Source organism: Enterobacter sp. RHBSTW-00901, assembly GCF_014103115.1.
In the GTDB taxonomy this organism is placed as follows: domain Bacteria; phylum Pseudomonadota; class Gammaproteobacteria; order Enterobacterales; family Enterobacteriaceae; genus Enterobacter; species Enterobacter cloacae_P.
This window is the reverse complement of the sequence record NZ_JABXPB010000001.1, coordinates 2,424,383-2,447,435: the sequence shown is the minus strand read 5'-3', so window position 1 is coordinate 2,447,435 and position 23,053 is coordinate 2,424,383. Positions and strand designations below refer to the sequence as shown.

The 23,053-nt window shown below is 54.1% G+C and carries 20 protein-coding genes and 1 pseudogene; 8 read left to right on the top strand and 13 right to left on the bottom strand.

The genetic code is table 11. From position 1 onward, the window contains the following. Positions 1 to 6 precede the first annotated feature (6 nt). From feoB to greB, 4 genes are all read right to left on the bottom strand, one after another. The gene (gene feoB, locus HV318_RS11845) at positions 7 to 2,325 is read right to left on the bottom strand and encodes a Fe(2+) transporter permease subunit FeoB (protein WP_182272900.1); all 2,319 of its coding nucleotides are present in this window, start codon (positions 2,323 to 2,325) and stop codon (positions 7 to 9) included. A 30-nt stretch (positions 2,326 to 2,355) separates the two neighbouring features. After that, entirely contained in the window at positions 2,356 to 2,583 is a 228-nt protein-coding gene (gene feoA / locus HV318_RS11840; RefSeq protein WP_008503050.1) for a ferrous iron transporter A, read from the bottom strand. A gap of 294 nt (positions 2,584 to 2,877) precedes the next feature. Then, positions 2,878 to 5,208 (bottom strand): Tex family protein, encoded by a 2,331-nt coding sequence (locus HV318_RS11835; protein ID WP_182272899.1) that lies wholly within the window; start codon positions 5,206 to 5,208, stop codon positions 2,878 to 2,880. An 87-nt stretch (positions 5,209 to 5,295) separates the two neighbouring features. Next, positions 5,296 to 5,769 carry a transcription elongation factor GreB gene (gene greB / locus HV318_RS11830; protein WP_182272898.1) on the bottom strand — a complete coding sequence of 158 codons (474 nt, stop codon included), beginning with the start codon at positions 5,767 to 5,769 and terminating at the stop codon, positions 5,296 to 5,298. Positions 5,770 to 6,001: 232 nt separating this feature from the next. On the opposite strand from greB, the gene ompR reads away from it, so the two are divergent. Together ompR and envZ are read left to right on the top strand one after the other, a co-directional pair. Next, positions 6,002 to 6,721 (top strand): osmolarity response regulator transcription factor OmpR, encoded by a 720-nt coding sequence (gene ompR / locus HV318_RS11825; RefSeq protein WP_001157751.1) that lies wholly within the window; start codon positions 6,002 to 6,004, stop codon positions 6,719 to 6,721. Beyond that, on the top strand, positions 6,718 to 8,064 hold the full coding sequence (gene envZ, locus HV318_RS11820; protein ID WP_182272897.1) for a two-component system sensor histidine kinase EnvZ: 1,347 nt from the start codon (positions 6,718 to 6,720) through the stop codon (positions 8,062 to 8,064). The genes ompR and envZ overlap by 4 nt, the downstream gene beginning before the upstream one ends. 95 nt (positions 8,065 to 8,159) lie before the next feature. On the opposite strand, the gene pckA is transcribed toward envZ, so the two are convergent. The 5 genes from pckA to HV318_RS11795 all read right to left on the bottom strand — a co-directional run bounded on the left by pckA (position 8,160) and on the right by HV318_RS11795 (position 14,324). Beyond that, a complete protein-coding gene (gene pckA, locus HV318_RS11815; protein WP_182272896.1) occupies positions 8,160 to 9,776 on the bottom strand; it encodes a phosphoenolpyruvate carboxykinase (ATP) in 1,617 nt (538 codons plus the stop codon). Between the two features lie 358 nt (positions 9,777 to 10,134). Further along, positions 10,135 to 11,013, bottom strand: a complete 879-nt coding sequence (hslO, locus tag HV318_RS11810; RefSeq protein WP_023309492.1) for an Hsp33 family molecular chaperone HslO — start codon at positions 11,011 to 11,013, stop codon at positions 10,135 to 10,137. A gap of 25 nt (positions 11,014 to 11,038) precedes the next feature. Further along, positions 11,039 to 11,440 carry a ribosome-associated heat shock protein Hsp15 gene (gene hslR, locus HV318_RS11805; RefSeq protein WP_182272895.1) on the bottom strand — a complete coding sequence of 134 codons (402 nt, stop codon included), beginning with the start codon at positions 11,438 to 11,440 and terminating at the stop codon, positions 11,039 to 11,041. Further along, positions 11,437 to 12,120: a GMP/IMP nucleotidase gene (gene yrfG / locus HV318_RS11800; RefSeq protein WP_182272894.1), complete on the bottom strand. Its 684-nt coding sequence runs from the start codon at positions 12,118 to 12,120 to the stop codon at positions 11,437 to 11,439. Before yrfG ends, hslR begins: the two co-directional genes overlap by 4 nt. A 65-nt stretch (positions 12,121 to 12,185) precedes the next feature. After that, positions 12,186 to 14,324 (bottom strand): intracellular growth attenuator family protein, encoded by a 2,139-nt coding sequence (locus tag HV318_RS11795; protein ID WP_182272893.1) that lies wholly within the window; start codon positions 14,322 to 14,324, stop codon positions 12,186 to 12,188. Positions 14,325 to 14,841: 517 nt separating this feature from the next. Between HV318_RS11795 and nudE the strand changes: the two genes are divergently transcribed. Further along, complete coding sequence (nudE, locus tag HV318_RS11790; RefSeq protein WP_182272892.1) at positions 14,842 to 15,402, top strand: ADP compounds hydrolase NudE; 561 nt, start codon at positions 14,842 to 14,844, stop codon at positions 15,400 to 15,402. On the opposite strand, the gene HV318_RS11785 is transcribed toward nudE, so the two are convergent. From HV318_RS11785 to mrcA, 4 genes are all read right to left on the bottom strand, one after another. Next, a complete protein-coding gene (locus HV318_RS11785; RefSeq protein WP_182272891.1) occupies positions 15,332 to 15,817 on the bottom strand; it encodes a hypothetical protein in 486 nt (161 codons plus the stop codon). The two genes, nudE and HV318_RS11785, sit on opposite strands and share 71 nt — an antisense overlap. Before the next feature lie 54 nt (positions 15,818 to 15,871). Then, positions 15,872 to 16,192, bottom strand: coding sequence for a hypothetical protein (locus HV318_RS11780; RefSeq protein ID WP_249421802.1), 321 nt, complete (start codon positions 16,190 to 16,192; stop codon positions 15,872 to 15,874). Positions 16,193 to 16,204: 12 nt separating this feature from the next. Further along, entirely contained in the window at positions 16,205 to 16,849 is a 645-nt protein-coding gene (locus HV318_RS11775) for a hypothetical protein (protein ID WP_182272890.1), read from the bottom strand. Between the two features lie 129 nt (positions 16,850 to 16,978). Further along, the gene (gene mrcA / locus HV318_RS11770; RefSeq protein ID WP_182272889.1) at positions 16,979 to 19,531 is read right to left on the bottom strand and encodes a peptidoglycan glycosyltransferase/peptidoglycan DD-transpeptidase MrcA; all 2,553 of its coding nucleotides are present in this window, start codon (positions 19,529 to 19,531) and stop codon (positions 16,979 to 16,981) included. 120 nt (positions 19,532 to 19,651) lie between these two features. On the opposite strand from mrcA, the gene HV318_RS11765 reads away from it, so the two are divergent. The 5 genes and pseudogenes from HV318_RS11765 (at position 19,652) to hofQ (ending at position 22,924) form a co-directional block, all read left to right on the top strand. Further along, complete coding sequence (locus HV318_RS11765) at positions 19,652 to 20,428, top strand: type IV pilus biogenesis protein PilM (protein WP_182272888.1); 777 nt, start codon at positions 19,652 to 19,654, stop codon at positions 20,426 to 20,428. Continuing rightward, entirely contained in the window at positions 20,425 to 20,919 is a 495-nt protein-coding gene (locus tag HV318_RS11760; protein ID WP_182272887.1) for a PilN domain-containing protein, read from the top strand. Before HV318_RS11765 ends, HV318_RS11760 begins: the two co-directional genes overlap by 4 nt. Before the next feature lie 3 nt (positions 20,920 to 20,922). Beyond that, on the top strand, positions 20,923 to 21,384 hold the full coding sequence (locus HV318_RS11755) for a HofO family protein (RefSeq protein WP_182272886.1): 462 nt from the start codon (positions 20,923 to 20,925) through the stop codon (positions 21,382 to 21,384). After that, the gene (locus HV318_RS11750; protein ID WP_182272885.1) at positions 21,374 to 21,730 is read left to right on the top strand and encodes a HofP DNA utilization family protein; all 357 of its coding nucleotides are present in this window, start codon (positions 21,374 to 21,376) and stop codon (positions 21,728 to 21,730) included. Before HV318_RS11755 ends, HV318_RS11750 begins: the two co-directional genes overlap by 11 nt. Further along, positions 21,690 to 22,924: pseudogene (gene hofQ / locus HV318_RS11745) on the top strand (DNA uptake porin HofQ). Before HV318_RS11750 ends, hofQ begins: the two are co-directional and overlap by 41 nt. Positions 22,925 to 23,053 lie beyond the last annotated feature (129 nt).

Here is a 23,053-nt window from a genome sequence, read left to right as displayed (position 1 = left end):
TTCTCCTTAGTGACAGTCGCCAGCCGGGCTGTTGCAGCAGGACGCCGCGGTTTTGCGGTTCGCCAGCAGGTTGATGTCAACGCGACTGCGCGCCCGACGTAGCAGGCCGAGAACGATCACGTTGAACAGCAGAACTGCCAGGATGCAGACCAGGCTGTACCGTGGGTGCTGGCTAAAGTTAACGGTCTGGTAAAAGAGCGTCGCCAGCGAGTAGGCAATGTTTAGCCCCCACAGGATAGAGAAGCCCATCCAGCCGCGGCTGGACTCGCGGGCAATGGCCCCCATGACGGAGATGCATGGAATATAGAGCAACACGAAGATCAGGTAGCTATAGGCCGCAGACGCGCTGCCAAATTTCTCGCTCATCACACCCATTGCGCCGGTGGCCATTTCGCCATCGCCTTTACTGGCTTCAATAGGGTTCGCCAGCACGCTCAGGCTAAAGGTGTCTTTCAGGCTCTGCCAGGTCTCTTCTGCGGCAGCCAGCAGTTCACCACCGAGGTTAAATTCTGCCGGGTTGAAGGCCTGTTCCTGAATGTTTTCTGCGGTAAAGAGGGTGTTCAGCGTACCAACAACCACCTCTTTTGCCATCGCTCCCGTGAACAGGCCAACGGTCGCCTGCCAGTTGTCCTCATGTACACCGATGGGTTTGAAGACCGGTGTGATGACACGGCTGACGGAGGCGAGGGCGGAGTCGTTGATGTTATCTGCCGCTTGTCCGCTCAGGGTGAAGCTGTTCAGTGCGCTCAGGAAGATGCTTACGATGACAATCACTTTACCGGCGCGCAGAACAAACCCTTTCAGGCGCTGCCAGGTCTGGATCACCAGGCTTTTAAGGTGTGGCACGTGATACACCGGAAGCTCCATCACGAACGGTGACGCTTCGCCACGCATGATGGTGTGTTTCAGCATCAGCCCCGTCAGGATCGCCATGACGATGCCGAGTACATACAGTGAGAACACCGCCAGAGCCCCTTGCTGACCAAAGAAGGCCGCTGCAAAGACCGCAAAGATAGCCAGGCGTGCGCCGCAGGACATAAACGGTGCCATCATGATGGTCATCAGACGTTCGCGCGGTGCATCCAGCGTACGTGCGCCCATCACCGACGGCACGTTACAACCGAAACCGACAATCAGTGGGACGAAGGATTTACCCGGCAGACCCAGCGCCTGCATCAGACGATCCATCACGAAGGCCGCGCGCGCCATGTAACCGGAATCCTCAAGGAAGGAGAGGAACAAGTACATCATGCCGATTTGCGGTACCAGCGGCAGAACGGTGTTGATACCACCACCGATCCCCTGGGCGAGGAAAATAGTCAGCCATTCCGGGAAGTGCAGGGTATAACCCACCCACTGAATACCGTGCACGAATATCGCGACGGAACCCGCATCGAAAATCGGCTGGAGTGCGCCGCCGATGTTAATGGCGAGCAGGAACATCAGGTACATCACCAGTAAAAAGATCGGCAAACCAAGGAAGCGGTTGAGCACCACTTTATCCGCGGCGGCGGTAAAGCGGCTTGGCTCAGCCGTCAGAGCGTTACTGACCACATCGCAAATGGCCGCAATGGTCTGGTAGCGTGCGTCGGCGATGTGTAACGCAGGGTCATCCAGCTCGCCACTCAGACGTGCCAGTGCAACATCCAGCTTATCTGCCGCATCGCCTGCATAGGCGCGACTGTAGATATCGCCTTCCAGCATCTGCAACCCGAGCCACAGACGCTGTTTTTCCGGCATGCTTTTGTCCATCTCTTGCGCCAGCTGGCCGGCTTCGCGCAGCAGCGGCTGCGCATAATGCACCAGCTCAACATCCTGATTGCTCACGTGACGGTCGATGGTCATCTTCAGGGCATCAATACCCCGTGCGCGGGTGGAAACCAGCGGGACAACCGGGCAGCCCAGGCGCGTGGCGAGGGCATCGACATCTATGCGCAGCTTTTGCTTTTCCGCGATGTCGAGCATGTTGAGCGCCACAATGCAGGGAATACCCAGCTCCAGCAGTTGCAGCGTCAGATACAGGTTGCGCTCCAGATTCGAGGCATCCACGACGTTAATGAGCAAATCGGCGTCGCCGCTCAGAATATAGTGACAGGCAATCTGCTCATCGAGAGACGTTTGTGACGAGATGGTGGTTAACGAATACGTGCCTGGCAGGTCAACCAGCGTGACCTGATTGTCTGTTGTCGCGAACAGGCCTTCTTTACGCTCAACCGTCACGCCCGCCCAGTTACCGACGCGCTGGCGCGCACCCGTCAGCTGGTTAAATAGCGTGGTCTTGCCGGAATTAGGATTGCCAATTAAGCCAATAGTTAATTTTTTCATTATCGTAAACTCACTGAAACCGCTGGCTTGTTATCGGGATAAGGCTTCGACTTCTATTAATGCGAGGTCTTTTTTACGCAGAACCAGATTCACACGTCGGGTTTCGATATGAACAGGATCTCCTAACGGGGCAACGCGCACGACCTGGAATGATGAGCCGGGTAGCATGCCCAGCGACAGCAGCTTTTGCCGATAGGCTGGGCTAATTTCACGGGTAAAACCGGTGATTTTCCATGCACTGTCTGGAGTGAATTGCATAATGCCTGATTCCACGAGAGGTTAAATTATCTACTCTGTGATGATAATGAGAATAGTTTTTATCATCAATCATAAAACTGTGACGGAATGTAGTTTTGGGTATGAATTTACGGCCTGTTTGACCTTGCTCAATATTTTATGAAATGCGGAAAAAAGTAAAACGCGGGAGTTTGTTAACGGAAGGATAATTAGTGGTTTAAATATGGATATGCAATCGGTTTCATATTTGATGAGTAACGTTGGGTCAGCGAGTTAATTAAATACCCCTCTCCCCATTGGGGAGAGGGTGAAGGGTTAGCGCTTCTTACCCATCGCCGCCGCCAGCGCATCCATCATCGCGCTGTTACCCGCAGGCTGGGCGTCACGCCCACGCGGCTTCGCTGCTTTGGCTGCAGGACGCTGCTGCTCGCGGGCTCCACCATTGCCGCCACGGCGTGCGTTGGTTTCACCGGGCTGCTCGTCCAGGCGCATAGTCAGGGCGATACGTTTGCGCTGCAGATCCACTTCCAGCACTTTCACCTTCACGATATCGCCCGCTTTGACCACGGTATGCGGGTCTTCAACGAACTTATCGGCCAGCGATGAAATGTGAACCAGACCATCCTGATGCACGCCGATATCCACAAACGCACCAAAGTTGGTGACGTTAGTGACCGCACCTTCCAGCACCATACCTGGTAGCAGGTCGTTCATGGTCTCGACACCGTCGGCAAAGGTCGCCGTCTTAAAGTCAGGACGCGGATCGCGGCCCGGTTTTTCCAGCTCCTTGATGATGTCGGTAACGGTTGGCACGCCGAACTGTTCGTCGGTGAAATCAGAGGCTTTCAGGTTGCGCAGCGCGCTGTTATCGCCCATCAGATCTTTTAGCGCCTGCTGTGTGGCCGCCAGAATGCGCTCGACAACGGGGTAGGCTTCCGGGTGAACGGTTGACGCATCCAGAGGGTTATCGCCGTGGTTGATGCGCAGGAAGCCCGCGCATTGCTCAAAGGCTTTTGGCCCCAGACGGCTTACCTTCAACAACTGCTGGCGGTTCTGGAACTGACCATTCTCATCACGCCAGGTGACGATGTTCTGTGCCATCATGCGGGTTAAGCCCGCCACGCGGGTCAGCAGGGGGACGGAGGCGGTGTTCAGGTCTACGCCGACGGCGTTTACGCAGTCTTCCACTACCGCATCCAGCTTACGTGCCAGCTGAGTCTGGCTCACGTCGTGCTGATACTGGCCGACACCAATAGATTTCGGGTCGATCTTCACCAGCTCCGCCAGCGGATCCTGCAGACGGCGAGCGATTGAAACGGCACCACGCAGGGAAACGTCCAGATCCGGGAATTCCAGCGCTGCCAGTTCAGAGGCGGAATAGACCGATGCACCCGCTTCACTGACGATCACTTTCTGCGCCGTGACTTTCGGGAACTGTTTCTGAACGTCGAGGTAGAAACGCTCGGTTTCGCGAGATGCAGTACCGTTACCGATGGCAACCAGCTCAACGTTGTGTTTTTCGCACAGCGCCGCAACCGCTACAGCCGCTTTTGCTGCCTGCCCGGTATGCGGATAAATGGTGTCGGTGGCCACCAGTTTACCGGTGCCATCAACCACCGCCACTTTTACGCCGGTACGCAGGCCTGGATCGAGGCCCATCGTCGCGCGCAGGCCTGCAGGGGCGGCCATCAGCAGGTCATGCAGGTTACGGGCGAAGACGTTAATCGCTTCGTCTTCGGCGCGCTCGCGCACGGTGCCCATCAGTTCGGTTTCGAGGTGCATCAGCACCTTGATACGCCACGTCCAGCTCACCACGCCTTTACGCCAGCTGTCCGCCGGGGCGTTGTTGAGGCGCAGGCCGAGGTGGTCGGTAATGATCTGCTCGCAGTGGCTCTCTTTCGGCGGCTCATCAAACTGCGGGTCGGCGTTCAGGGAGAGTTGCAGCACGCCTTCGTTGCGGCCACGGAACATCGCCAGCGCGCGGTGAGACGGGGCGGTAGCGATCGGTTCGTGGTGGTCGAAATAGTCGCGGAATTTCGCGCCTTCTTCCTCTTTACCTGCCACCACCGCAGAGACAATGTGCGCATTCTTCCACAGATAATCACGCACTCTGGAAAGCAGAGTGGCATCTTCGGAGAAACGCTCCATCAGAATGTAACGTGCGCCATCGAGCGCCGCTTTGGTGTCCGCCACGCCTTTGTCGGCATCGATAAATTTGGCGGCTTCGGTTTCCGGGTCGTGGGACGGCTCGTTCCACAGCAGATCGGCCAGCGGCTCCAGGCCTGCTTCAATCGCAATCTGCCCGCGCGTGCGGCGCTTCGGTTTGTACGGCAGATAGAGATCTTCCAGTTCGGTTTTGCTCAGGGTACCGTTAATGGCCTTTTCCAGATCGCTGGTCAGTTTGTCCTGTTCGCCGATGGATTTGAGGATTGCCTGACGTCGGTCTTCCAGCTCGCGCAGGTAACCCAGACGGGTCTCCAGGTTACGTAGCTGCGTGTCATCCAGACCGCCGGTGACTTCCTTACGATAACGTGCAATAAACGGCACGGTGTTCCCTTCATCAAGCAGGCGAACGGCAGCTTCTACCTGTTCGGCTCTGGCCTGAAGTTCACCCGCAATAATGCGGCAGAGCGAATCTTTCATCATGGCTTTATCATCTGTTGAGTCGAAAAATCAGGGGATAGTTATACGGGCTGGCACGGCAAAATGCCAGCCGTGGGGGGCGCTCTCGGACTATTTAACGTACGCGATCTCGTTCACGTACCAGCTGGCTTCACCTGCAGGGGTCTGCACGATGGCTAAATCGCCCACTTCCTTTTTCAGCAACGCGCGGGCCATTGGCGAGTCGATGGAGATGTAATCCTTACGACCAAAAATTTCATCATAGCCGACAATGCGAAAGCGCAGGGTATTGCCGTCATCATTTTCGATTTCCACCCATGCGCCAAAGAACACTTTGCCTTCCTGTTGCGGCGAGTAATCGACGATTTTGAGATTCTCGAGGCATTTGGTCAGGTAGCGCACCCGACGGTCGATTTCGCGCAGCCGTTTCTTGTTGTACTGGTAGTCGGCGTTCTCACTGCGATCGCCCAGGCTTGCTGCCCAGGTGACTTTTTTGGTCACTTCCGGACGCTCTTCGCGCCACAGGTAATCCATCTCTTTTTTGAGCTTTTCGTACCCTTCGCGGGTGATCAGGGGCGTTTTCATGCGGTGACCTTCAGACCTGGCTTCATTGCAAACCTTGCGCACATTACGTATCAAATAGTCTAACAGACAGTATTAATAATGATTTATGTGATGAAATGTGCAGATAAGCTGCTGTTAAATATGCTTTGTAACAATTTCGACTAGAATTTATACCAGAATTAGCTGGTCGAACACGTGCACTTTTTTAGAATACGCTGTTATTAGACTATCCGAACCTTTGGGAGTACATACAATGCAAGAGAACTACAAAATTCTGGTCGTGGATGACGACATGCGCCTGCGCGCGCTGCTTGAGCGTTATCTGACCGAGCAGGGCTTCCAGGTTCGTAGCGTGGCGAACGCTGAGCAGATGGATCGTCTGCTGACCCGTGAATCTTTCCACCTGATGGTGCTTGATCTGATGCTGCCTGGCGAAGACGGGCTTTCTATCTGCCGCCGTCTGCGTAGCCAGAGTAACCCAATGCCGATCATCATGGTGACGGCGAAGGGCGAAGAGGTTGACCGTATTGTGGGCCTCGAAATCGGCGCGGACGACTACATTCCAAAACCATTTAACCCGCGTGAGCTGCTGGCGCGTATTCGTGCCGTTCTTCGTCGTCAGGCGAATGAGCTGCCGGGCGCACCGTCGCAGGAAGAAGCGGTGATTGCGTTTGGTAAGTTCAAGCTTAACCTCGGTACGCGTGAAATGTTCCGCGAAGATGAGCCAATGCCACTCACCAGCGGCGAGTTTGCGGTACTGAAAGCGCTGGTCAGCCACCCGCGTGAACCGCTTTCCCGTGACAAGCTGATGAACCTGGCGCGTGGTCGTGAATACTCCGCAATGGAACGTTCCATCGACGTGCAGATCTCCCGTCTGCGCCGCATGGTGGAAGAAGATCCGGCGCATCCTCGTTATATTCAGACCGTGTGGGGTCTGGGCTACGTGTTCGTCCCGGACGGTTCTAAAGCATGAGGCGAATGCGCTTCTCACCGCGAAGCTCGTTTGCCCGCACTCTGTTACTGATCGTCACCCTGCTGTTCGTCAGCCTGGTGACGACCTACCTGGTGGTGCTGAACTTTGCGATCCTGCCGAGCCTCCAGCAGTTCAATAAGGTTCTGGCGTACGAAGTCCGTATGCTGATGACTGATAAACTGCAGCTGGAGGACGGCACGCAGTTAGTGGTTCCCCCGGCGTTTCGTCGTGAAATCTACCGTGAGCTGGGCATTTCGCTCTATTCAAATGAAGCGGCAGAAGATGCGGGCCTGCGCTGGGCGCAGCACTATGAATTTCTTAGCCAGCAGATGGCACAGCAGCTTGGCGGCCCAACGGAAGTCCGCGTTGAGGTTAACAAAAGCTCTCCGGTCGTCTGGCTGAAAACCTGGCTGTCACCCAACATCTGGGTGCGCGTCCCGTTGACCGAAATCCATCAGGGAGACTTCTCGCCGCTGTTCCGTTACACCCTTGCCATCATGCTGTTGGCGATAGGGGGGGCGTGGCTGTTTATCCGTATACAAAACCGACCGCTGGTCGACCTGGAGCACGCTGCGCTGCAGGTCGGTAAAGGGATTATTCCACCACCGCTACGTGAATACGGCGCATCGGAAGTCCGTTCGGTAACGCGTGCCTTCAACCATATGGCGGCAGGCGTGAAGCAACTGGCGGACGACCGCACGTTGCTGATGGCAGGCGTCAGCCATGACCTGCGTACCCCGCTGACGCGTATCCGCCTGGCGACGGAGATGATGAGCGAAGACGATGGTTATCTCGCCGAGTCCATTAACAAGGATATCGAAGAGTGTAATGCCATTATTGAGCAGTTCATTGACTACCTGCGCACCGGGCAGGAGATGCCAATGGAGATGGCTGACCTGAATGCGGTATTAGGTGAAGTGGTCGCGGCGGAAAGTGGCTACGAGCGTGAGATTGATACCGATCTTCAGGCGGGCGACATTCAGGTACGCATGCATCCGCTCTCCATTAAACGTGCGGTGGCCAACATGGTGGTGAACGCGGCTCGCTACGGTAACGGCTGGATTAAAGTCAGTAGCGGCTCTGAGCTCAACCGTGCCTGGTTCCAGGTGGAAGACGATGGCCCGGGTATTAAACCTGAACAACGCAAGCATCTGTTCCAGCCGTTTGTGCGTGGCGATAGCGCGCGCAGTACCAGCGGAACGGGTTTAGGTCTGGCGATTGTGCAGCGTATTGTTGATAACCATAACGGGTTGCTGGAGATCGGTACCAGCGAGCGGGGTGGTTTGAGCATTCGCGCATGGTTACCGGTGCCGGTTACGCGTGGGCAGGTGAAAGAGAGTTAAACAGTAAAGGTGCGGTCTGATGCCCTCACCCGACCCTCTCCCACCGGGAGAGGGCGAAAACATTAAAAAAGGCAACTTGCGTTGCCTTTTTACCTTTACCTTGGCCCTGCACTCACCAGCGCTTCACCCGCTGGTGTATCGGTATACTTCTCGAAGTTATCAATAAACAGTTTCGCCAGCGATTCCGCTTTTTCACGCCACTGCTCAGGTGAGCCGTAGGTGTTGCGTGGGTCGAGGATATGCGTATCCACGCCCGGCAGTTGCGTTGGGATCGCCAGGTTAAACATTGGCAGGGTAAAGGTTTCGGCGTTATCCAGAGAACCATCCAGAATGGCGTCGATAATGGCGCGGGTATCTTTAATGGAGATACGCTTGCCTGTACCGTTCCAGCCGGTGTTGACCAGATACGCCTGTGCGCCAGAAGCCTGCATGCGTTTCACCAGTACTTCAGCGTACTGCGTCGGGTGCAGCGACAGGAACGCTGCGCCGAAGCAGGCGGAGAAGGTTGGCGTTGGCTCGGTCACGCCGCGCTCGGTCCCCGCCAGTTTGGCGGTAAAACCAGAGAGGAAGTGATACTGCGTCTGGCTGGCGGTCAGGCGAGAAACTGGCGGTAACACGCCGAATGCATCAGCCGTCAGGAAAATCACCTTCGTGGCATGACCCGCTTTCGACACCGGTTTCACGATATTGTCGATGTGGTAGATAGGGTAAGAAACACGGGTATTTTCGGTTTTTGATGCGTCATCGAAGTCGATAGAGCCATCGGCACGCACGGTGACGTTTTCCAGCAGTGCATCGCGACGGATGGCATGGAAGATATCCGGCTCTGCTTCTTCAGACAGGCGAATGGTCTTCGCATAGCAGCCACCTTCGAAGTTAAACACACCGTCGTCATCCCAGCCGTGTTCGTCATCGCCAATCAGGCGGCGTTTCGGATCGGTGGAGAGGGTGGTTTTACCGGTGCCGGACAGGCCAAAGAACACGGCCACATCGCCTTTTTCACCCACGTTCGCTGAACAGTGCATGGAGGCGATACCGCGCAGCGGCAGCAGGTAGTTCATCACCGAGAACATCCCTTTCTTCATCTCTCCGCCGTACCAGGTTCCGCCAATCAGCTGGATACGCTCGGTGAGGTTGAAGGCAATGAAGTTCTCAGAGTTCAGACCCTGCTCTTTCCACTGTGGGTTAGTGCATTTCGCACCGTTCATCACGATGAAGTCAGGCGTGAAATTCTTCAGCTCTTCGTCGGTTGGACGAATAAACATGTTTTTCACAAAATGCGCCTGCCAGGCCACTTCGGTGATAAAACGCACGGAAAGTCGGGTGTCGGCGTTAGCGCCGCAGAAAGCATCGATAATAAACAGACGCTTGTTAGAGAGTTGGTGAGTGACGAGCCCTTTCAGATGCTGCCAGGTTTCCGGGGAGAGCGGTTTGTTATCGTTCTTCCCTTTGCCTTTATCTGCCCACCACAGTGTGTCGCGGGTGGTTTCGTCTCGGACGATATACTTATCTTTCGGCGAACGACCGGTAAAGATACCGGTATCGACGGCGATAGCACCAAGGTTCGTCAACACACCTCGCTCGTATCCTTCCAGTGCTGGATTGAGCTCTTCCTGATACAGCGTATCGTAGTCGGGGTTGTAGACCACTTCCTGGACGTCGTGAATACCATAAGCCTTGAGATCTTGCGGGGTTAAACCAGTAACACGCATATCACTGCTCCTTAGCCAATATGTACTGCCTGAAATTGTAGGGTTTTTCTGAGGTTGTTAACCGCGACGGGGCTCATAGATTTACGTATCTGGACAAAACCCTTACTAACGGAAAACGCTGCGACTCCAGTCACAGGGCGGGCAGATTATCGCAGGAATCGCTTTTTGGTTGGGGAAAATGTTCTTAAAAGGTTAAAGACTGGTGATTTTATCGGAAGGAATGTGAATGTAATCGCATACATGTTGGAAAATTACGTAAGAGTTACAGTATGAAATGCGATTCAGCTTGGGCGGGAGATTTTACCCCTCATCCTGACCCTCTCCGCAACGGGGAGAGGGCAGGGTGAGGAGCACAGTTTTAGTGAACCTGAGGATCCGCCGGTGAGGCGTTATTGCGGATCTCGGCGATATCCATCGAATTGAATACGTAGTGCGTACCGCAGTAGTCACAGTGCATATCAATTTCACCGTCTTCCGCCATGATGCTGTCGATCTCTTCATCTGGCAGGGTTTTCAGTGCGCCAGCGCAGCGCTCACGGGAACAGGTGCATTTAAATTCCACAGACTGCGGATCGTAAACGGTCACTTCTTCTTCGTGGTACAGACGCCACAGCACATCGGTCGCAGACAGGTTGAACAGCTCTTCCGCTTTGATGGTTTCTGTCAGCGTTGCCAGGTGCTCGAAGTCGTTGGTCTGCGCGTCCTGCGCAGGCAGAACCTGCAGCAGCATCCCGCCCGCAGCAGGCTGACCGTCCACTTCACCGGTGCGGATGAACAGGCGGGTTGGCAGCTGTTCAGAACGCATGAAGTAATCTTCCAGACAGGCGGCCAGGGTATCACCTTCCAGACCGACAACACCCTGATAGCGCTCACCTTCTTCTGGGGAGATGGTGATCACCAGGTAGCCATTACCGACCAGCGTCTTCAGATCCGCATTCTCAGGAACATCACCCTGAACGCGTGCGACACCACGCATTTGCTGCTGGTTGTTGCCATTGATCACGGCCAACGTCATTGGACCGTCACCCTGCAGCTGCACGGTGATATCACCGGCAAATTTCAGCGTCGCGGTCAGCAGGCTGGTGGCAACCAGCAGTTCGCCCAACAGGGTTTTCACCGGCAGCGGGTAGTTGTGGTTTTCCAGAATCTGTTTCCAGGTTTCGGATACGGTGACCAGCTCGCCGCGCACGGCGAATTGTTCAAACAGATAACGGTGTAATTGGTCGTGTTGGGCCATAATAGTCTCTCGTGCAGGTGAGGGGTTACTCGGTCTCACCGTGTTTAAATTTCATCAGATCGCGGCGCTCTTTTTTATCCGGTCGCCGGTCCGGGTGTGGCATTGTCAGTGCGTTCATTTTGCGCGCCAGCGCGGTCTTCTCGCGCTTTTCAATGCTTTCAGCCGTCTCTTCATACAGCAGCACGGCTTCCGTTGCAGGCCGCCGTTGTTCGGTAATGGCTTTAATCACCACCGTTCGGTCATCGTTGCCCTGACGCAGTGTTAAGGTGGCATTCAGTTCAACCAGCTTGCCCGGCTTGCTGCGCTGACCGTTGTAATGCACTTTTCCGCCGTCGACCATTTCACGGGCAAGGGCGCGCGTTTTATAAAAACGGGCAGCCCACAGCCATTTATCCAGTCTTACCCCATCAGTGGGTTTTTCTTTCATGGCGTCTCCTTCACGGTCAGTGAGGGGATCATCCGGCGATAGTCGTTCAGCCCCGGATGGCGCAGATAGCTTTTTTCCGCCAGGCCAGAATCAGGGTTGGTGACGCCCAGACAGTAGCGAATACCAAACGTTGCCGCGGAATCCAGAATCGGCTCACTGTCATCGATGAACAACGTGCGCTCGGGCTGTAGACCGGTCTCTTCCGCCACCGCATGCCACAACCGCTGATCCTCTTTCGGATAACCAAATGTGTGGGTGGAAAGTAATAAATCAAGGTGTGAAGCCAAACCCGTATGCTCCAGCTTCACGGCCAGATTATGTGGATGCGCGTTGGTCAGCAAAATACGGCGCTTGCCGCTTGCTTTCAGCGCGTCCAGGAAAGGTACGGTATCCTCACGCAGAACGGCACGCGGACCCTGGGCGGTGGTCATGGCACAAATATCCAGACCGAGGCGTTCACTCCAGTAGTCCTGACAGTACCAGTTTAGCGTATGCTGCACCGCGCTATATTGTGAACGAATGAACGCCTGCGCTTCTGCCGGGGAGATCCCCTGTTGTTCGCCATAGGTTTCAGGTACCAGCGTTTGCCAGAAATAGTTATCAAAGGCGAGATCGAGCAGTGTGCCGTCCATATCCAGCAGGACGGTATCGACCTCCTGCCAGGCGATATCAAGATGCATAAAGGGGGAACTCCAGCCAGAAGAAACGTGCGCGACAGGGTAGCACAACTTGTCGCGCAGTGACGTTATCCGATCAGGCTCTCAGGGGCGGGGATCAGTTTAGGATTGAGGCAATTTTCGTAGTATTGCTGGATGTCGGCCAGCCGCGTGCGTGAACGCTGATAGCGGCGCAGTGCCATAAAACCGTTCCAGAAAATACACACCAGCATGGCAATCATCAGCAGGGATGTGCCGACATAACGCCACAAACCGGCGCTGTCTGGCATCCGGTGCAGGTTGACATGGCGCGTGCCGTTGGCGTCGGTGAAGAGGCTTGTCACAATCCCTTCCGCACTGAACGGGGTTTGCATTAGCATCTGTGCCAGACGCTGAAACTCACCCCATTGTTCCTGGGCAGGGTAATCATAAAGCGCGACCTGTGGATAAGGCTGATCGACCAGGTCGCTACCTTCATCGCTGACAATCACAAACCCGCCCGGTGCCGGGCTGTTCAGCGCCTGGGCTGCACGGGTTGTTTCACGCATCACGAACGGCGCGGTGGAGGTGGCCACCAGGTTATCCAGCGATTCGGCACTGACCGGACGCAGCAGCACGTTTACGCCGTCCAGTCGTCCTGTTTCGGCGCGCTTTACCAGAGAATCCCAGTCTTTGCTGTTACCGAGGTTCACGAGGGCGTTTTTAAGGCGTACACATTCACTCTGAGAAGAACATAAATCCTGTGTTTTCAGTACGATTTCGCCAAAGTCGTCCAGCAGCACCATACCCGATTTCTGAATAGCCGAGCGCAGGGCAGGGCTGACGCGCGAATCATCATCCGGTTTCGGGTGTAACTGGCGGTTGACCGTCTGGGTGAGCGCTGTCGCTTTATTGACGACTTCGGACTCCGGCAACGGCAGCGGTGGCGCATCGTTCCAGATAATTTGCGAGCAATCAAACGGCATGAACGGAGAGTTCTGCCGCGTGTTCCAGGTACCTGGCGTATGGATATTACACATCCCGGTTCCCTTAAGACGCAGCGTATCACCCACCCGCACGCCTGCTTCTTCCAGCTTATTGACGCTGGTGGCTTCGACGGTTTGCGCGCCTTTAATCCACGACAGGGTGAATTTGATGGGCATATCCAGCGGCACAAAGAGTAGCAGCAGGGCAAAGACCAGCGCCGCCCCGCCAGCAATAATCGCACTGCGCAGCCAGTGCTGAAGCGGGAAGTTTTTCACTTCGTCATGCAGGGACAGATAGCGCCCCTGACGCACAACGTGGCGGTCAAGGTAGATATCAATATCCGTTTTTTGCCCTAAATCCTGGGCAATCCACGGCTGCCAGTGGCGCGGGTAGATGAGATCGATAATACCGAGCGAGATATTGTTGATATGCTCCTGATCGTTCTCACCGAACAGACCCCAGCGTTTAGGCGTTCCGCGCAGGCAGTGAATTTCTCGTAACGATGTTTTTGCTGGTGGGGCAAATAACCCCCACAGCCCGGCCGCCAGAAGCAGAACGCCACTGCCCGCCAGCCACGGGACAAACACATCTGGTGTCAGCAGGCAGATGAAAAAGAGCAGGAAAGCCGTAACGATCAGTATCGCTTCACGAATGCCATCCGTGCGGTTCAGGGTGTACTCTTCACGCGTCTCCTGGCGGATGTTCAACAGCTCAATCTGCTCTGTCTCTTCGCCGCGAATGGAAGCCTGGGTCGCACTTGCCCGTTCCAGTGCAAAGCGTGGTGCTTCCTGAACATATTCACTCAGGGTATGGCCGTTAAGCGAGATAACCAGCGGTAACGAGTCGGTATGGATCAGCTCAACGTTGTTTTCGTCGGTAATGTACTGTTCCCAGAAGGGGGGAAGATGCACTTCAACGGAATCAAGATAGTAGAGCCATTTGTTGGGATCGTCGGTGGTGATGCCATAGCGGGTGATTGAACGCGTCACGCAAAGCACGGTGTTACTTTGTGCGTTCAGAGTGAGTGATACCGGAGCAGAACTGGCTCCCGTTGGCCCAGGCGTTAGCTGAGAACGGTTCAGTGTCTCGAGATAATTTTCAACGGTAGCACGCTCTTCTGGCGTGAGTTTGCGCGTCGTCGCACCAGCAAAGGCATTTAAAAAAGGTAGCCGGTATCGTCGCTGTACGCGACGCCTGTACGCCCACCCTGCAATCAACACGCCGACCAGCATAGCAGCGAGAACAATCAAAATGGTGCTCATGCTTTCCCCATCTTACTTATCTTCTTACAGGTGTTTACCCGTCATACTTCAGGTTGCCTGTGCGTTGGCTTGACTCGGCCTGTGGTCTCGCCCCTTCGGGGCCAGCGCAAGCGCTGTTCAAACTGGCAAAGCCAGTTTGTCCTCGCTCACCCCAGTTATATACTTATGTATGTTTCCGGGGAGTCGCCGCGTCGCCGCCTTCATGCAACTCGAATTATTTTTGGTAAAATCAATTGCACCTTTAACAATGAATGAGAGTCTGTGGTTGGCTATCGGCAAGTATGGAGTCGACTTGAGCATTTTGAAGCACATCCCAGTAGCCGATGATGATAGCAAAGCCTGTCAAGGCGCGATATCAGCAAATTCCTGGAAACATTTCAACCTCTTGACTTTTGTTTTGAATTGAGGATTGATTCTTGTTACGTTGCACAAATGTAAATAAAGAACAATTGACATTGCCGAAACCGTGCGGCATATCGCACAATAAAGCCAGTTCACACACTAAAGACCCATCAAGATGAGCAAACCACTACAAAAACCCACCATTCTGAATGTTGAAACAGTCGCCAAATCACGCCTGTTTAATGTTGAAAGTGTGGATCTGGAGTTCAGCAACGGTGTGCGTCGCGTTTATGAACGTATGCGCCCCTCTTCGCGTGAAGCGGTGATGATTATTCCTATCGTCGATAACCATCTGATTTTGATCCGCGAATATGCAGTGGGCACGGAATCTTACGAACTCGGGTTCTCGAAAGGGCTTATTGACCCGGGTGAAACGGTGTTTGAAGCGGCAAACCGCGAGCTGAAAGAAGAGGTCGGCTTTGGTGCGAATGAGCTGTCGTTCCTGAAAAAACTGAGCATGGCCCCGTCCTATTTCTCCAGCTCAATGAATATTGTGGTTGCTGAAGATCTCTATCCTGAATCGCTGGAAGGGGATGAGCCGGAGCCATTGCCGCAGGTGCGCTGGCCGCTGGCACATCTGATGGATTTGCTGGAAGATCCTGATTTTAACGAAGCCCGCAACGTGAGTGCGCTGTTCCTGGTTCGGGAGTGGTTGAAGGGACAGGGGCGCTTGTAGCGGATGCTATGACGCATCTGTACTTCTTAATCATTAACTTAATCGCTATCACAACAATACTGCCTGCCCCGCCGAGGATTGCACCACAGATTGCCCCTGAAATTGCACTAAAAATATAGTCCTTCAGCGGCAGGTAGTAGAATGAGACATACAGAGTGGCTCCCGTTGCTGTTGCCAGTGCCCCATGTAAAACCGTGAGCCAGGCTTTTCTTTCAATGAAACTTGCCATCAGACATCCACATAGAAAGGTAGTGGTGTAAACCAAACCATTCACAAAATACACCCAACCCATACCTGGTGATGGGCCATAAAAAAGATGGTTGGTAAAAATCTGAATGATATGGCGGGCGAATATATAGATGTTAATACTCAGGAGGTAAGCGATTAAAGTTCTTTTTGTTTGTATTTTTTTCATGTTTTTCTATTCCAGAATATGATTTTTACTCATGCGTAAAATAAAGCGTGAGAATTATGCTTTCATTAAGGTAGTAATAATCTGAACGATTCCCACATCAACTTTCCCTGTGGAATGTATATAATTTCGAACATCATTACCCATTAGTGTATCAGGGTCGAGGAACGTGAGTTTCACCAGATTTGATAACTGCTCTGTAGTTAGTTTTCTTTTCAGCCACCAATGGAATGCACCGTTTCTGTAATGCTCTGAACCCTCTTCATCACCCGGTTGATATAAATGTAATTGGGAATTAAAAAGTTCGTCAGGATACATTCCGTATTCCATCCATTCTTTTGGGAAGCCCATAGAGGCTAAGAATTCATTTTTTTTCATTATGAATCGTTATTATTTATTCAGCGCTCTTTGCTTTTTGGCAAAGTCTATCGCCGCGTCTAACTCTACAGCGGTTTCTTCGGTAGCGATGGGTAACCAAATCCAGGTGTCGCTATGAGCTATGCAGAGTACATAAATACCCTCTACAAGAAAAAAATCTGACGTGGCATTCCATGGGATGAAGGATGATACCTGTTTTGAATTGGTAACTGTCAGCCCTTTTTCATCAATAGTTATATTACGACTCTGACGAACAAAAATATTGTGATAGGCCTGACGATAAACTCTATGAGCACAACGGAGAATGCAAAGTCTGGAAAATAACATGCCCGCAGCCAGAGTCCACAGCATGATAGCTAATGCTTCACCATCGTAAAAATAGAAGATATTCTCATCACCACTTATATTCCAGGTTCCGATGATAAAGTTCACATCGAAAAAATTGAATATTTTTTCAAACTGGAACCCTGACATCACTATCAAAGCGATGACAGCGAAAACCAACATCTTACGCCAGAGAGGCTTAGCCGGAAAGTAGTGAGCACGAGTGACGGTGTTGCATATTGAACGATACTGCTTAAACGTCAAGCTCTGTTCTGGTAGGTGGAAGCTGAATTTATTCTGGTGCTGCGCACTATCTGGAATAGTATCGTTCATTTGATATCATCCATGAAGGAAAATGCAATGATATCGCCCCGTTTTATTGCATAACGAGTTAGTTTTTCTAAATATTTATTTAACTCAGAAGAAAGGCACCGAAGTGCCTTTTTCATGTGTAAAGAGAGATCAGAACAGTTCGTGCGTTTCGCCGTTATCAATAATCTCTGTACCCACCTCATGCACCGCCTGCGTGGTTGGCTGTGTACCCTCGATGAAATACTCTTCACGGCTGTTACCACCATTGGCTAACTGCCCGGTGCTACGGTCGATATTGACCGTGACGACGCCCGGTGGTGGGGTCAGCGGCTGTTCCGGAACACCTTCCAGAACTGCTTTCATATACGCATCCCAGGCCGGTTGCGCACTCTTCGCCCCGCCTTCGTAACCGGAAATCTGATCTTTAATCGCGCCAGAGGCCGTGGTGCGGCCTAAATCACGGCGATGATCGTCAAAGCCGATCCACACCGAGGTCACGACGCCAGGGCCGTAACCGGAGAACCATGCATCTTTCGAACTGTTGGTTGTCCCCGTTTTACCGCCGATGTCATGGCGCTGTAAATCGCGCCCTGCACGCCAGCCGGTACCCTGCCAGCCTGGTTCACCGAAGATATTGGTGTTCAGCGCGCTCTTGATCAGGAATGACAACGGCGTGTTGATCACGTGAGGGGCATATTCCTGAGCGCTGCTCTGTGCAACCAGCGCCTGGTTAGCCTGTTCCAGCTGAGGCTGAGGCACGACGGTGTTCTGCTGCTCCTGAGACACGGCAACATCTTCCATGTCCTTGTTCTCAAGCACGTTGGATTTCGGTGTATCACCGTAAATCACCGGAATGTCGCATTCAGCACAGGCAATTTTCGGCTTCGCTTCGAACAGCACACCACCCTGGTCGTTCTCGATTTTGCTGATGTAGTACGGGTCAATCAGGAACCCGCCGTTGGCCATCACCGAGTACCCACGAGCGACCTGAAGCGGCGTGAAGGATGCGGAGCCGAGTGCCAGCGATTCGGTATGGACAATGTTCTGTGCCGGGAAACCGAAACGTTGCAGGTACTGTGCCGCATAGTCAACGCCCATCGCACGCATCGCACGAACCATCACCACGTTTTTCGACTGCCCCAGACCCTGACGAAGACGGATTGGGCCGGCATATTCCGCCGGGGAGTTCTTCGGCTGCCAGTCAGAACCGGCACCTGCATCCCAGCGCGAGATAGGTACGTCATTAAGCATACTGGCAAGGGTCAACCCTTTGTCCATCGCGGCGGTGTACAGGAATGGCTTGATATTGGAGCCGACCTGACGCAGTGCCTGGGTTGCGCGGTTAAATTTGCTCTGGTTGAAATCAAACCCACCGACCAGCGCCATCACGGCACCGTTCTGCGGATTAATGGAAACCAGCGCGGAGTTTACGTCTGGCACCTGCGCCAGCCACCAGGCATCGCCAACCTGACGTACCCAGATTTGCTGTCCGGTCTGTACGGCATCGGTCACTTTGCGCGGCGTCGGGCCTTGCAGGGTGTCAGAACGATAAGGCCGTGCCCAGCGGATCCCGTCCATACGCAGGGATACCGACGTTCCATCGGCGATCATCGCGACCGCTTCCTGTGGATCGGCCTGAGTCACCACCGCAGGCAACAGCGGGCCATAGGTTGGTAACGCTTTCAGTGAATGGGTGATTTTTTTGCTGTCCCATGCGCTTTCGCCCACTTTCCACAGCACGTTTGACGGGCCGCGATAACCGTGACGCATGTCGTAGTCCATCACGTTATTGCGCACCGCCTCCTGCGCTGCCTGCTGCACCTTACGGGTGATCGTGGTGTAAACACGATAACCATCTTCATAGGCGCTTTCACCATAGCGGTTCACCATGTCCTGGCGAACCATCTCCGTGAGATACGGTGACGCAAAGGCAATTTCAGGCGCATGGTAGTTTGCATCGATGACATCGTTGCGCGCCTGGTTGTATTCGGTCTGGCTGATGTAGCCTTCGCTCAACATGCGTGACAAGACAACGTTACGACGCGCGGTGGCGCGATCGAGCGAGTAGAGCGGGTTAAACGTGGATGGTGCTTTAGGCAGACCCGCGATGGTCGCCATTTCGCTAAGCGTCAACTGCTCTACAGGTTTACCGAAATAGACCTGCGCGGCAGCCCCCACGCCATAGGCGCGGTAACCCAGATAGATCTTGTTGAGGTAAAGCTCAAGGATCTCGTCCTTGCTCAGCAACTGCTCAATGCGGATCGCGAGGAACACCTCTTTGATCTTACGCATCAGCGTCTTTTCAGGGCTGAGGAAGAAGTTACGCGCCAGCTGCTGTGTAATCGTACTTGCCCCCTGAGAGGCATGGCCTGAGAACAGCGCAACGCTTGCGGCACGGAAAATCCCCACCGGGTCGACACCGTGGTGCTCGTAGAAACGGCTGTCCTCGGTGGCGATAAACGCTTTCACCATTGTGGGTGGAATTTGTTTTAAGGTCAGTGGAATACGGCGCTTTTCGCCATATTGCGCCATCAACTCACCGTCGGCGCTATAGACCTGCATAGGGATCTGGAGCCGCACATCACGAAGCGTGGCGACATCAGGTAGCTGTGGCTCAATATATTTGTACAAACCATAAATCGAGCCTGCTCCCAGCAGAATGCAACAGACTGCAAGGATTAATAAATACTTTACGAACTTCACCGGAGATTTCCCATTTGGTTTCACTTGGGCAGTTTCTAAACAATCGCGCGGTAGTATAAAGGCAAGCCTGATTCATTGATATAGCCGTCAACCTGGCGGGCGATAAGGAGATCGTGAAGCATGGCTTTTAAAACATGGCAAACAGGCGTTCATATTCAACAGGATAAGGTGCTGGCTGTGGCGCTGACCCGGGAGAGGTCTGGCTGGAGATTGCGCCGCTGGTGGGCGGTTCCCCTGGCCGAAGGGATTATCCTGGATGGGAAAATTTGTCAGCCAGAACAACTGGTTGACGCTTTACGCGACTGGCGGCGGATGTTGCCGCATTACCACCGTGTCTTTCTCTCGTTCCCTGCGGCACGTACCCTGCAAAAATCGCTGCCTCGTCCGGCTATCGCGCTACGTGACAGCGAGCAGCTCTCCTGGTTAGGGGCGGCGCTCTCGCGTGAGCTGGAAATGCCCGCAGATGCGCTGTGCTTCGATTACGCCCAGGACACGTTCAGCAACACATTTCATGTGACTGCCGCACAAAACAAAGAGGTTGAAACGCTTTTGTCGCTGGCGAAAACGCTACGTTTGCGACTGGTGACGATTACCCCGGATGCAGGCGCGCTGGCTAATCTTCTCCCGGCAGTCGCCCCCGCGCAGTGCGTCGCCTGGCGTGATAAGCACCAGTGGCTGTGGGCAATGCGCCACCAGTGGGGGCGTCGTTTTACCACAGAAGCGGAAAATGTGACTGAGCTGGCGGCGCTGCTGGCGCTCACCTCTGAAGACATCGCGCTGTTTGATGCTGTTCGCAATCCGTGGGAAACGCTGGTCCGTTGCCAGCCGCCGTTACCTAAGTGTGGGGCCGACTACACCATCGCTCTGGCGCTGGCTATGAGCGAGGTTCCTGAATGAACATGACAAACTTCATGCCGTGGCGACAGCAACGACGCGTGCGATGCCTGCGTTTCTGGGCTGTAGCTTTTGCGGCAACGTTACTGCTGGTCCTGATGGTGTTTTTCAGTTTGAGGATGAACAACGTTGTGAAACTGCGAGTCCTGCAAAGTGAACTGATGGGAACGCAATCCGTCCAGCATGCACTTGCGTCTCGTCAGAGACAGACCACCGCAGGGCCGATACCCGCGATCCGGCCCCAGCGCCTGACGTGGCAACCGGTGCTGGAATCACTCTCCGACGTGATCCCACCCGAGGTCTGGCTCACAGAGCTTCGTTACCAGCCCCCTTCGCTGATGCTCATCGGGTATGCCACCTCGCTCCCGGCGCTTTCTGTACTGCGCGATGCGCTCAGGCAAATAGCGGGTTTTACTTCAGGGCCTGCAGGTGAACTACAGCAGGATCGCCAGGGGCGCTGGATGTTCACTTTTCAGCTCAAGAGCCAGGGGTAGCGTGTGAACATCCTGCTTGAACGCTGGTGCGAAAGCCGCCCCGGGTGTCGGGTGCTCGGTTGGTGTCTGGGAACCGTTTTTCTGGGGGCGGCTGCATGGGGAATGCTGCTCAGGCCGGTACATTTGCAGTGTGTTGCACTCCGGTTACAGGTGGCTGATGCCGTACGAACTAACGTGTCGCTGTGGCCTGCCGCCAGCAAGGTACCGTACCAGACTGAAACGGTTGAAGCCCGGGTGGTGCAACCTTTTTCGCCGTTAGATTTTCAGGTTGATGGCACCAGGCTGGTTCACTGGAAACCGCTGCAGAGCGGAGGGGAACTGACGCTGGATGCTGACTGGCAGGTGATACCGGCTGTCTTTTCCCGCCTGATGAAGCGGGATGTGCAGGTTTCTGCTTTCGCCATTTCTCCACATGATGTGGGGCTACGTTTGCACATGCAGCTGGAGCAAGAACATGCGGAATAGTGCGCGATACCTGCTCGTCTGTTCTGCGCTGTTACTGACCGGGATGCGCGACCCTTTTCATCCGCCGGACGATCCCTGCGCCATTGGGGAGCTTGCACAGTGGCACTATCACGGAATGGTGAGGGGGAGTATGGATGTGGGCATTTTGCAGGACGGGCAAAAGCGCTGGCATCGCCTGAAAACAGAAGAACGCTTATCTGTGGGCTGGCGGGTGATGGCGATGAATGAAACGGAACTGGTCGTGGATGTGGGGGCAGCATGCGAACCGGAACAATGGACGTGGCAACGAGAAGGAACGAAAAAGCATGAAAATAAGGATAGCGCTATTGTTGCTGGTGTTCAGTAACTCGCTGGTAGCAGCACCGAAACCGGTCACGCTCGTGGTGGATGATATCCTGTCGTTCAGGTACTACAGGCACTCGTTATGCAGGAAAACCGTAATCTGGTGGTATCGCCTGATGTGAGCGGCTCACTGTCGCTCAACCTGACGCGTGTCCCGTGGCGACAGGCACTTCAGACGGTCGTTACCAGTGCCGGGCTTGTTCTGCATGAAGATAAGGGCATTTTTTATGTGTATACCGCGGCCTGGCAGCGAGAACAGCAAACGCGTAAGGAGCAAGAACAGGCGCGTCGACAGCTCGATGCGCCGCTGGTAGCACAGAGCATTTCCTTTTCTTACGCTGATGCCGAAGCGCTGCAAAAAGCAGCGGAAAAACTCCTGAGTCCAAAGGGGAGTTTATCTGTCGACAAACGCACCAACCGCCTGCTGGTTCGGGATAACCAGGTGGTACTGGATACGCTACAGCACTGGGCGACCCAGATGGACATTCCTGTCGCGCAGGTAGAGCTGGCGGCACATATCGTGACAATCAACGAAAAAAGCCTGCGCGAGCTGGGTGTGAAATGGAATCTTGCGGAGGCTACGGAAGCGGGCAAAGTGGGGCAGATCACCACGTTGGGTTCCGACTTATCCGTTGCCAGCGCCACGACTCATGTCGGTTTTAACATTGGACGCATTAACGGCAGGTTACTGGATCTGGAACTGTCGGCGCTGGAGCAAAAACAGCAGGTCGATATTATCGCCAGTCCGCGATTGTTGGCCTCACATATGCAGCCAGCCAGCATCAAGCAGGGTAGCGAAATTCCTTACCAGGTCTCCAGCGGAGACAGTGGGGCAACGTCTGTGGAATTTAAAGAGGCGGTGCTGGGGATGGAGGTCACACCCATTGTCCTGCCTGGGGGCCGCGTGCGCCTGAAGCTGCACATCAGTGAAAACATGCCGGGGCAGGTGTTGCAGCAGGCCAATGGCGAAACGCTGGCAATTGATAAGCAAGAGATAGAAACGCAGGTAGAGGTAAAAAGTGGAGAAACGCTGGCACTGGGCGGTATTTTCTCACAAAAGAATAAAACCGGGAGTGATAGCGTGCCGGGGCTTGGGAAAATCCCCTGGCTTGGGCAGCTTTTTCGCCACGACGGAAAAGACAACGAACGACGAGAGTTAGTGGTGTTTATTACCCCGCGCCTGGTCGGCATTCACTGATGGGTAACGATCCCCGCAATGATTTTGCATTCAGTTTGTTGCAGATGTTTGACGTGGGGCATGAATTAGCATACAAGGAGTACCGATTTGAGTTGGACTTACGGTCTTGTTGCCTTATGCGTCTGGTGC

Bases quoted from the DNA above. Each gene is read 5' to 3' on its own strand.
- feoB (WP_182272900.1), bottom strand. From the start codon at position 2,325: ATGAAAAAATTAACTATTGGCTTAATTGGCAATCCTAATTCCGGCAAG.
- feoA (WP_008503050.1), bottom strand. From the start codon at position 2,583: ATGCAATTCACTCCAGACAGTGCATGGAAAATCACCGGTTTTACCCGT.
- HV318_RS11835 (WP_182272899.1), bottom strand. From the start codon at position 5,208: ATGATGAAAGATTCGCTCTGCCGCATTATTGCGGGTGAACTTCAGGCC.
- greB (WP_182272898.1), bottom strand. From the start codon at position 5,769: ATGAAAACGCCCCTGATCACCCGCGAAGGGTACGAAAAGCTCAAAAAA.
- ompR (WP_001157751.1), top strand. From the start codon at position 6,002: ATGCAAGAGAACTACAAAATTCTGGTCGTGGATGACGACATGCGCCTG.
- envZ (WP_182272897.1), top strand. From the start codon at position 6,718: ATGAGGCGAATGCGCTTCTCACCGCGAAGCTCGTTTGCCCGCACTCTG.
- pckA (WP_182272896.1), bottom strand. From the start codon at position 9,776: ATGCGTGTTACTGGTTTAACCCCGCAAGATCTCAAGGCTTATGGTATT.
- hslO (WP_023309492.1), bottom strand. From the start codon at position 11,013: ATGGCCCAACACGACCAATTACACCGTTATCTGTTTGAACAATTCGCC.
- hslR (WP_182272895.1), bottom strand. From the start codon at position 11,440: ATGAAAGAAAAACCCACTGATGGGGTAAGACTGGATAAATGGCTGTGG.
- yrfG (WP_182272894.1), bottom strand. From the start codon at position 12,120: ATGCATCTTGATATCGCCTGGCAGGAGGTCGATACCGTCCTGCTGGAT.
- HV318_RS11795 (WP_182272893.1), bottom strand. From the start codon at position 14,324: ATGAGCACCATTTTGATTGTTCTCGCTGCTATGCTGGTCGGCGTGTTG.
- nudE (WP_182272892.1), top strand. From the start codon at position 14,842: ATGAGCAAACCACTACAAAAACCCACCATTCTGAATGTTGAAACAGTC.
- HV318_RS11785 (WP_182272891.1), bottom strand. From the start codon at position 15,817: ATGAAAAAAATACAAACAAAAAGAACTTTAATCGCTTACCTCCTGAGT.
- HV318_RS11780 (WP_249421802.1), bottom strand. From the start codon at position 16,192: ATGAAAAAAAATGAATTCTTAGCCTCTATGGGCTTCCCAAAAGAATGG.
- HV318_RS11775 (WP_182272890.1), bottom strand. From the start codon at position 16,849: ATGAACGATACTATTCCAGATAGTGCGCAGCACCAGAATAAATTCAGC.
- HV318_RS11765 (WP_182272888.1), top strand. From the start codon at position 19,652: ATGGCTTTTAAAACATGGCAAACAGGCGTTCATATTCAACAGGATAAG.
- HV318_RS11760 (WP_182272887.1), top strand. From the start codon at position 20,425: ATGAACATGACAAACTTCATGCCGTGGCGACAGCAACGACGCGTGCGA.
- HV318_RS11750 (WP_182272885.1), top strand. From the start codon at position 21,374: ATGCGGAATAGTGCGCGATACCTGCTCGTCTGTTCTGCGCTGTTACTG.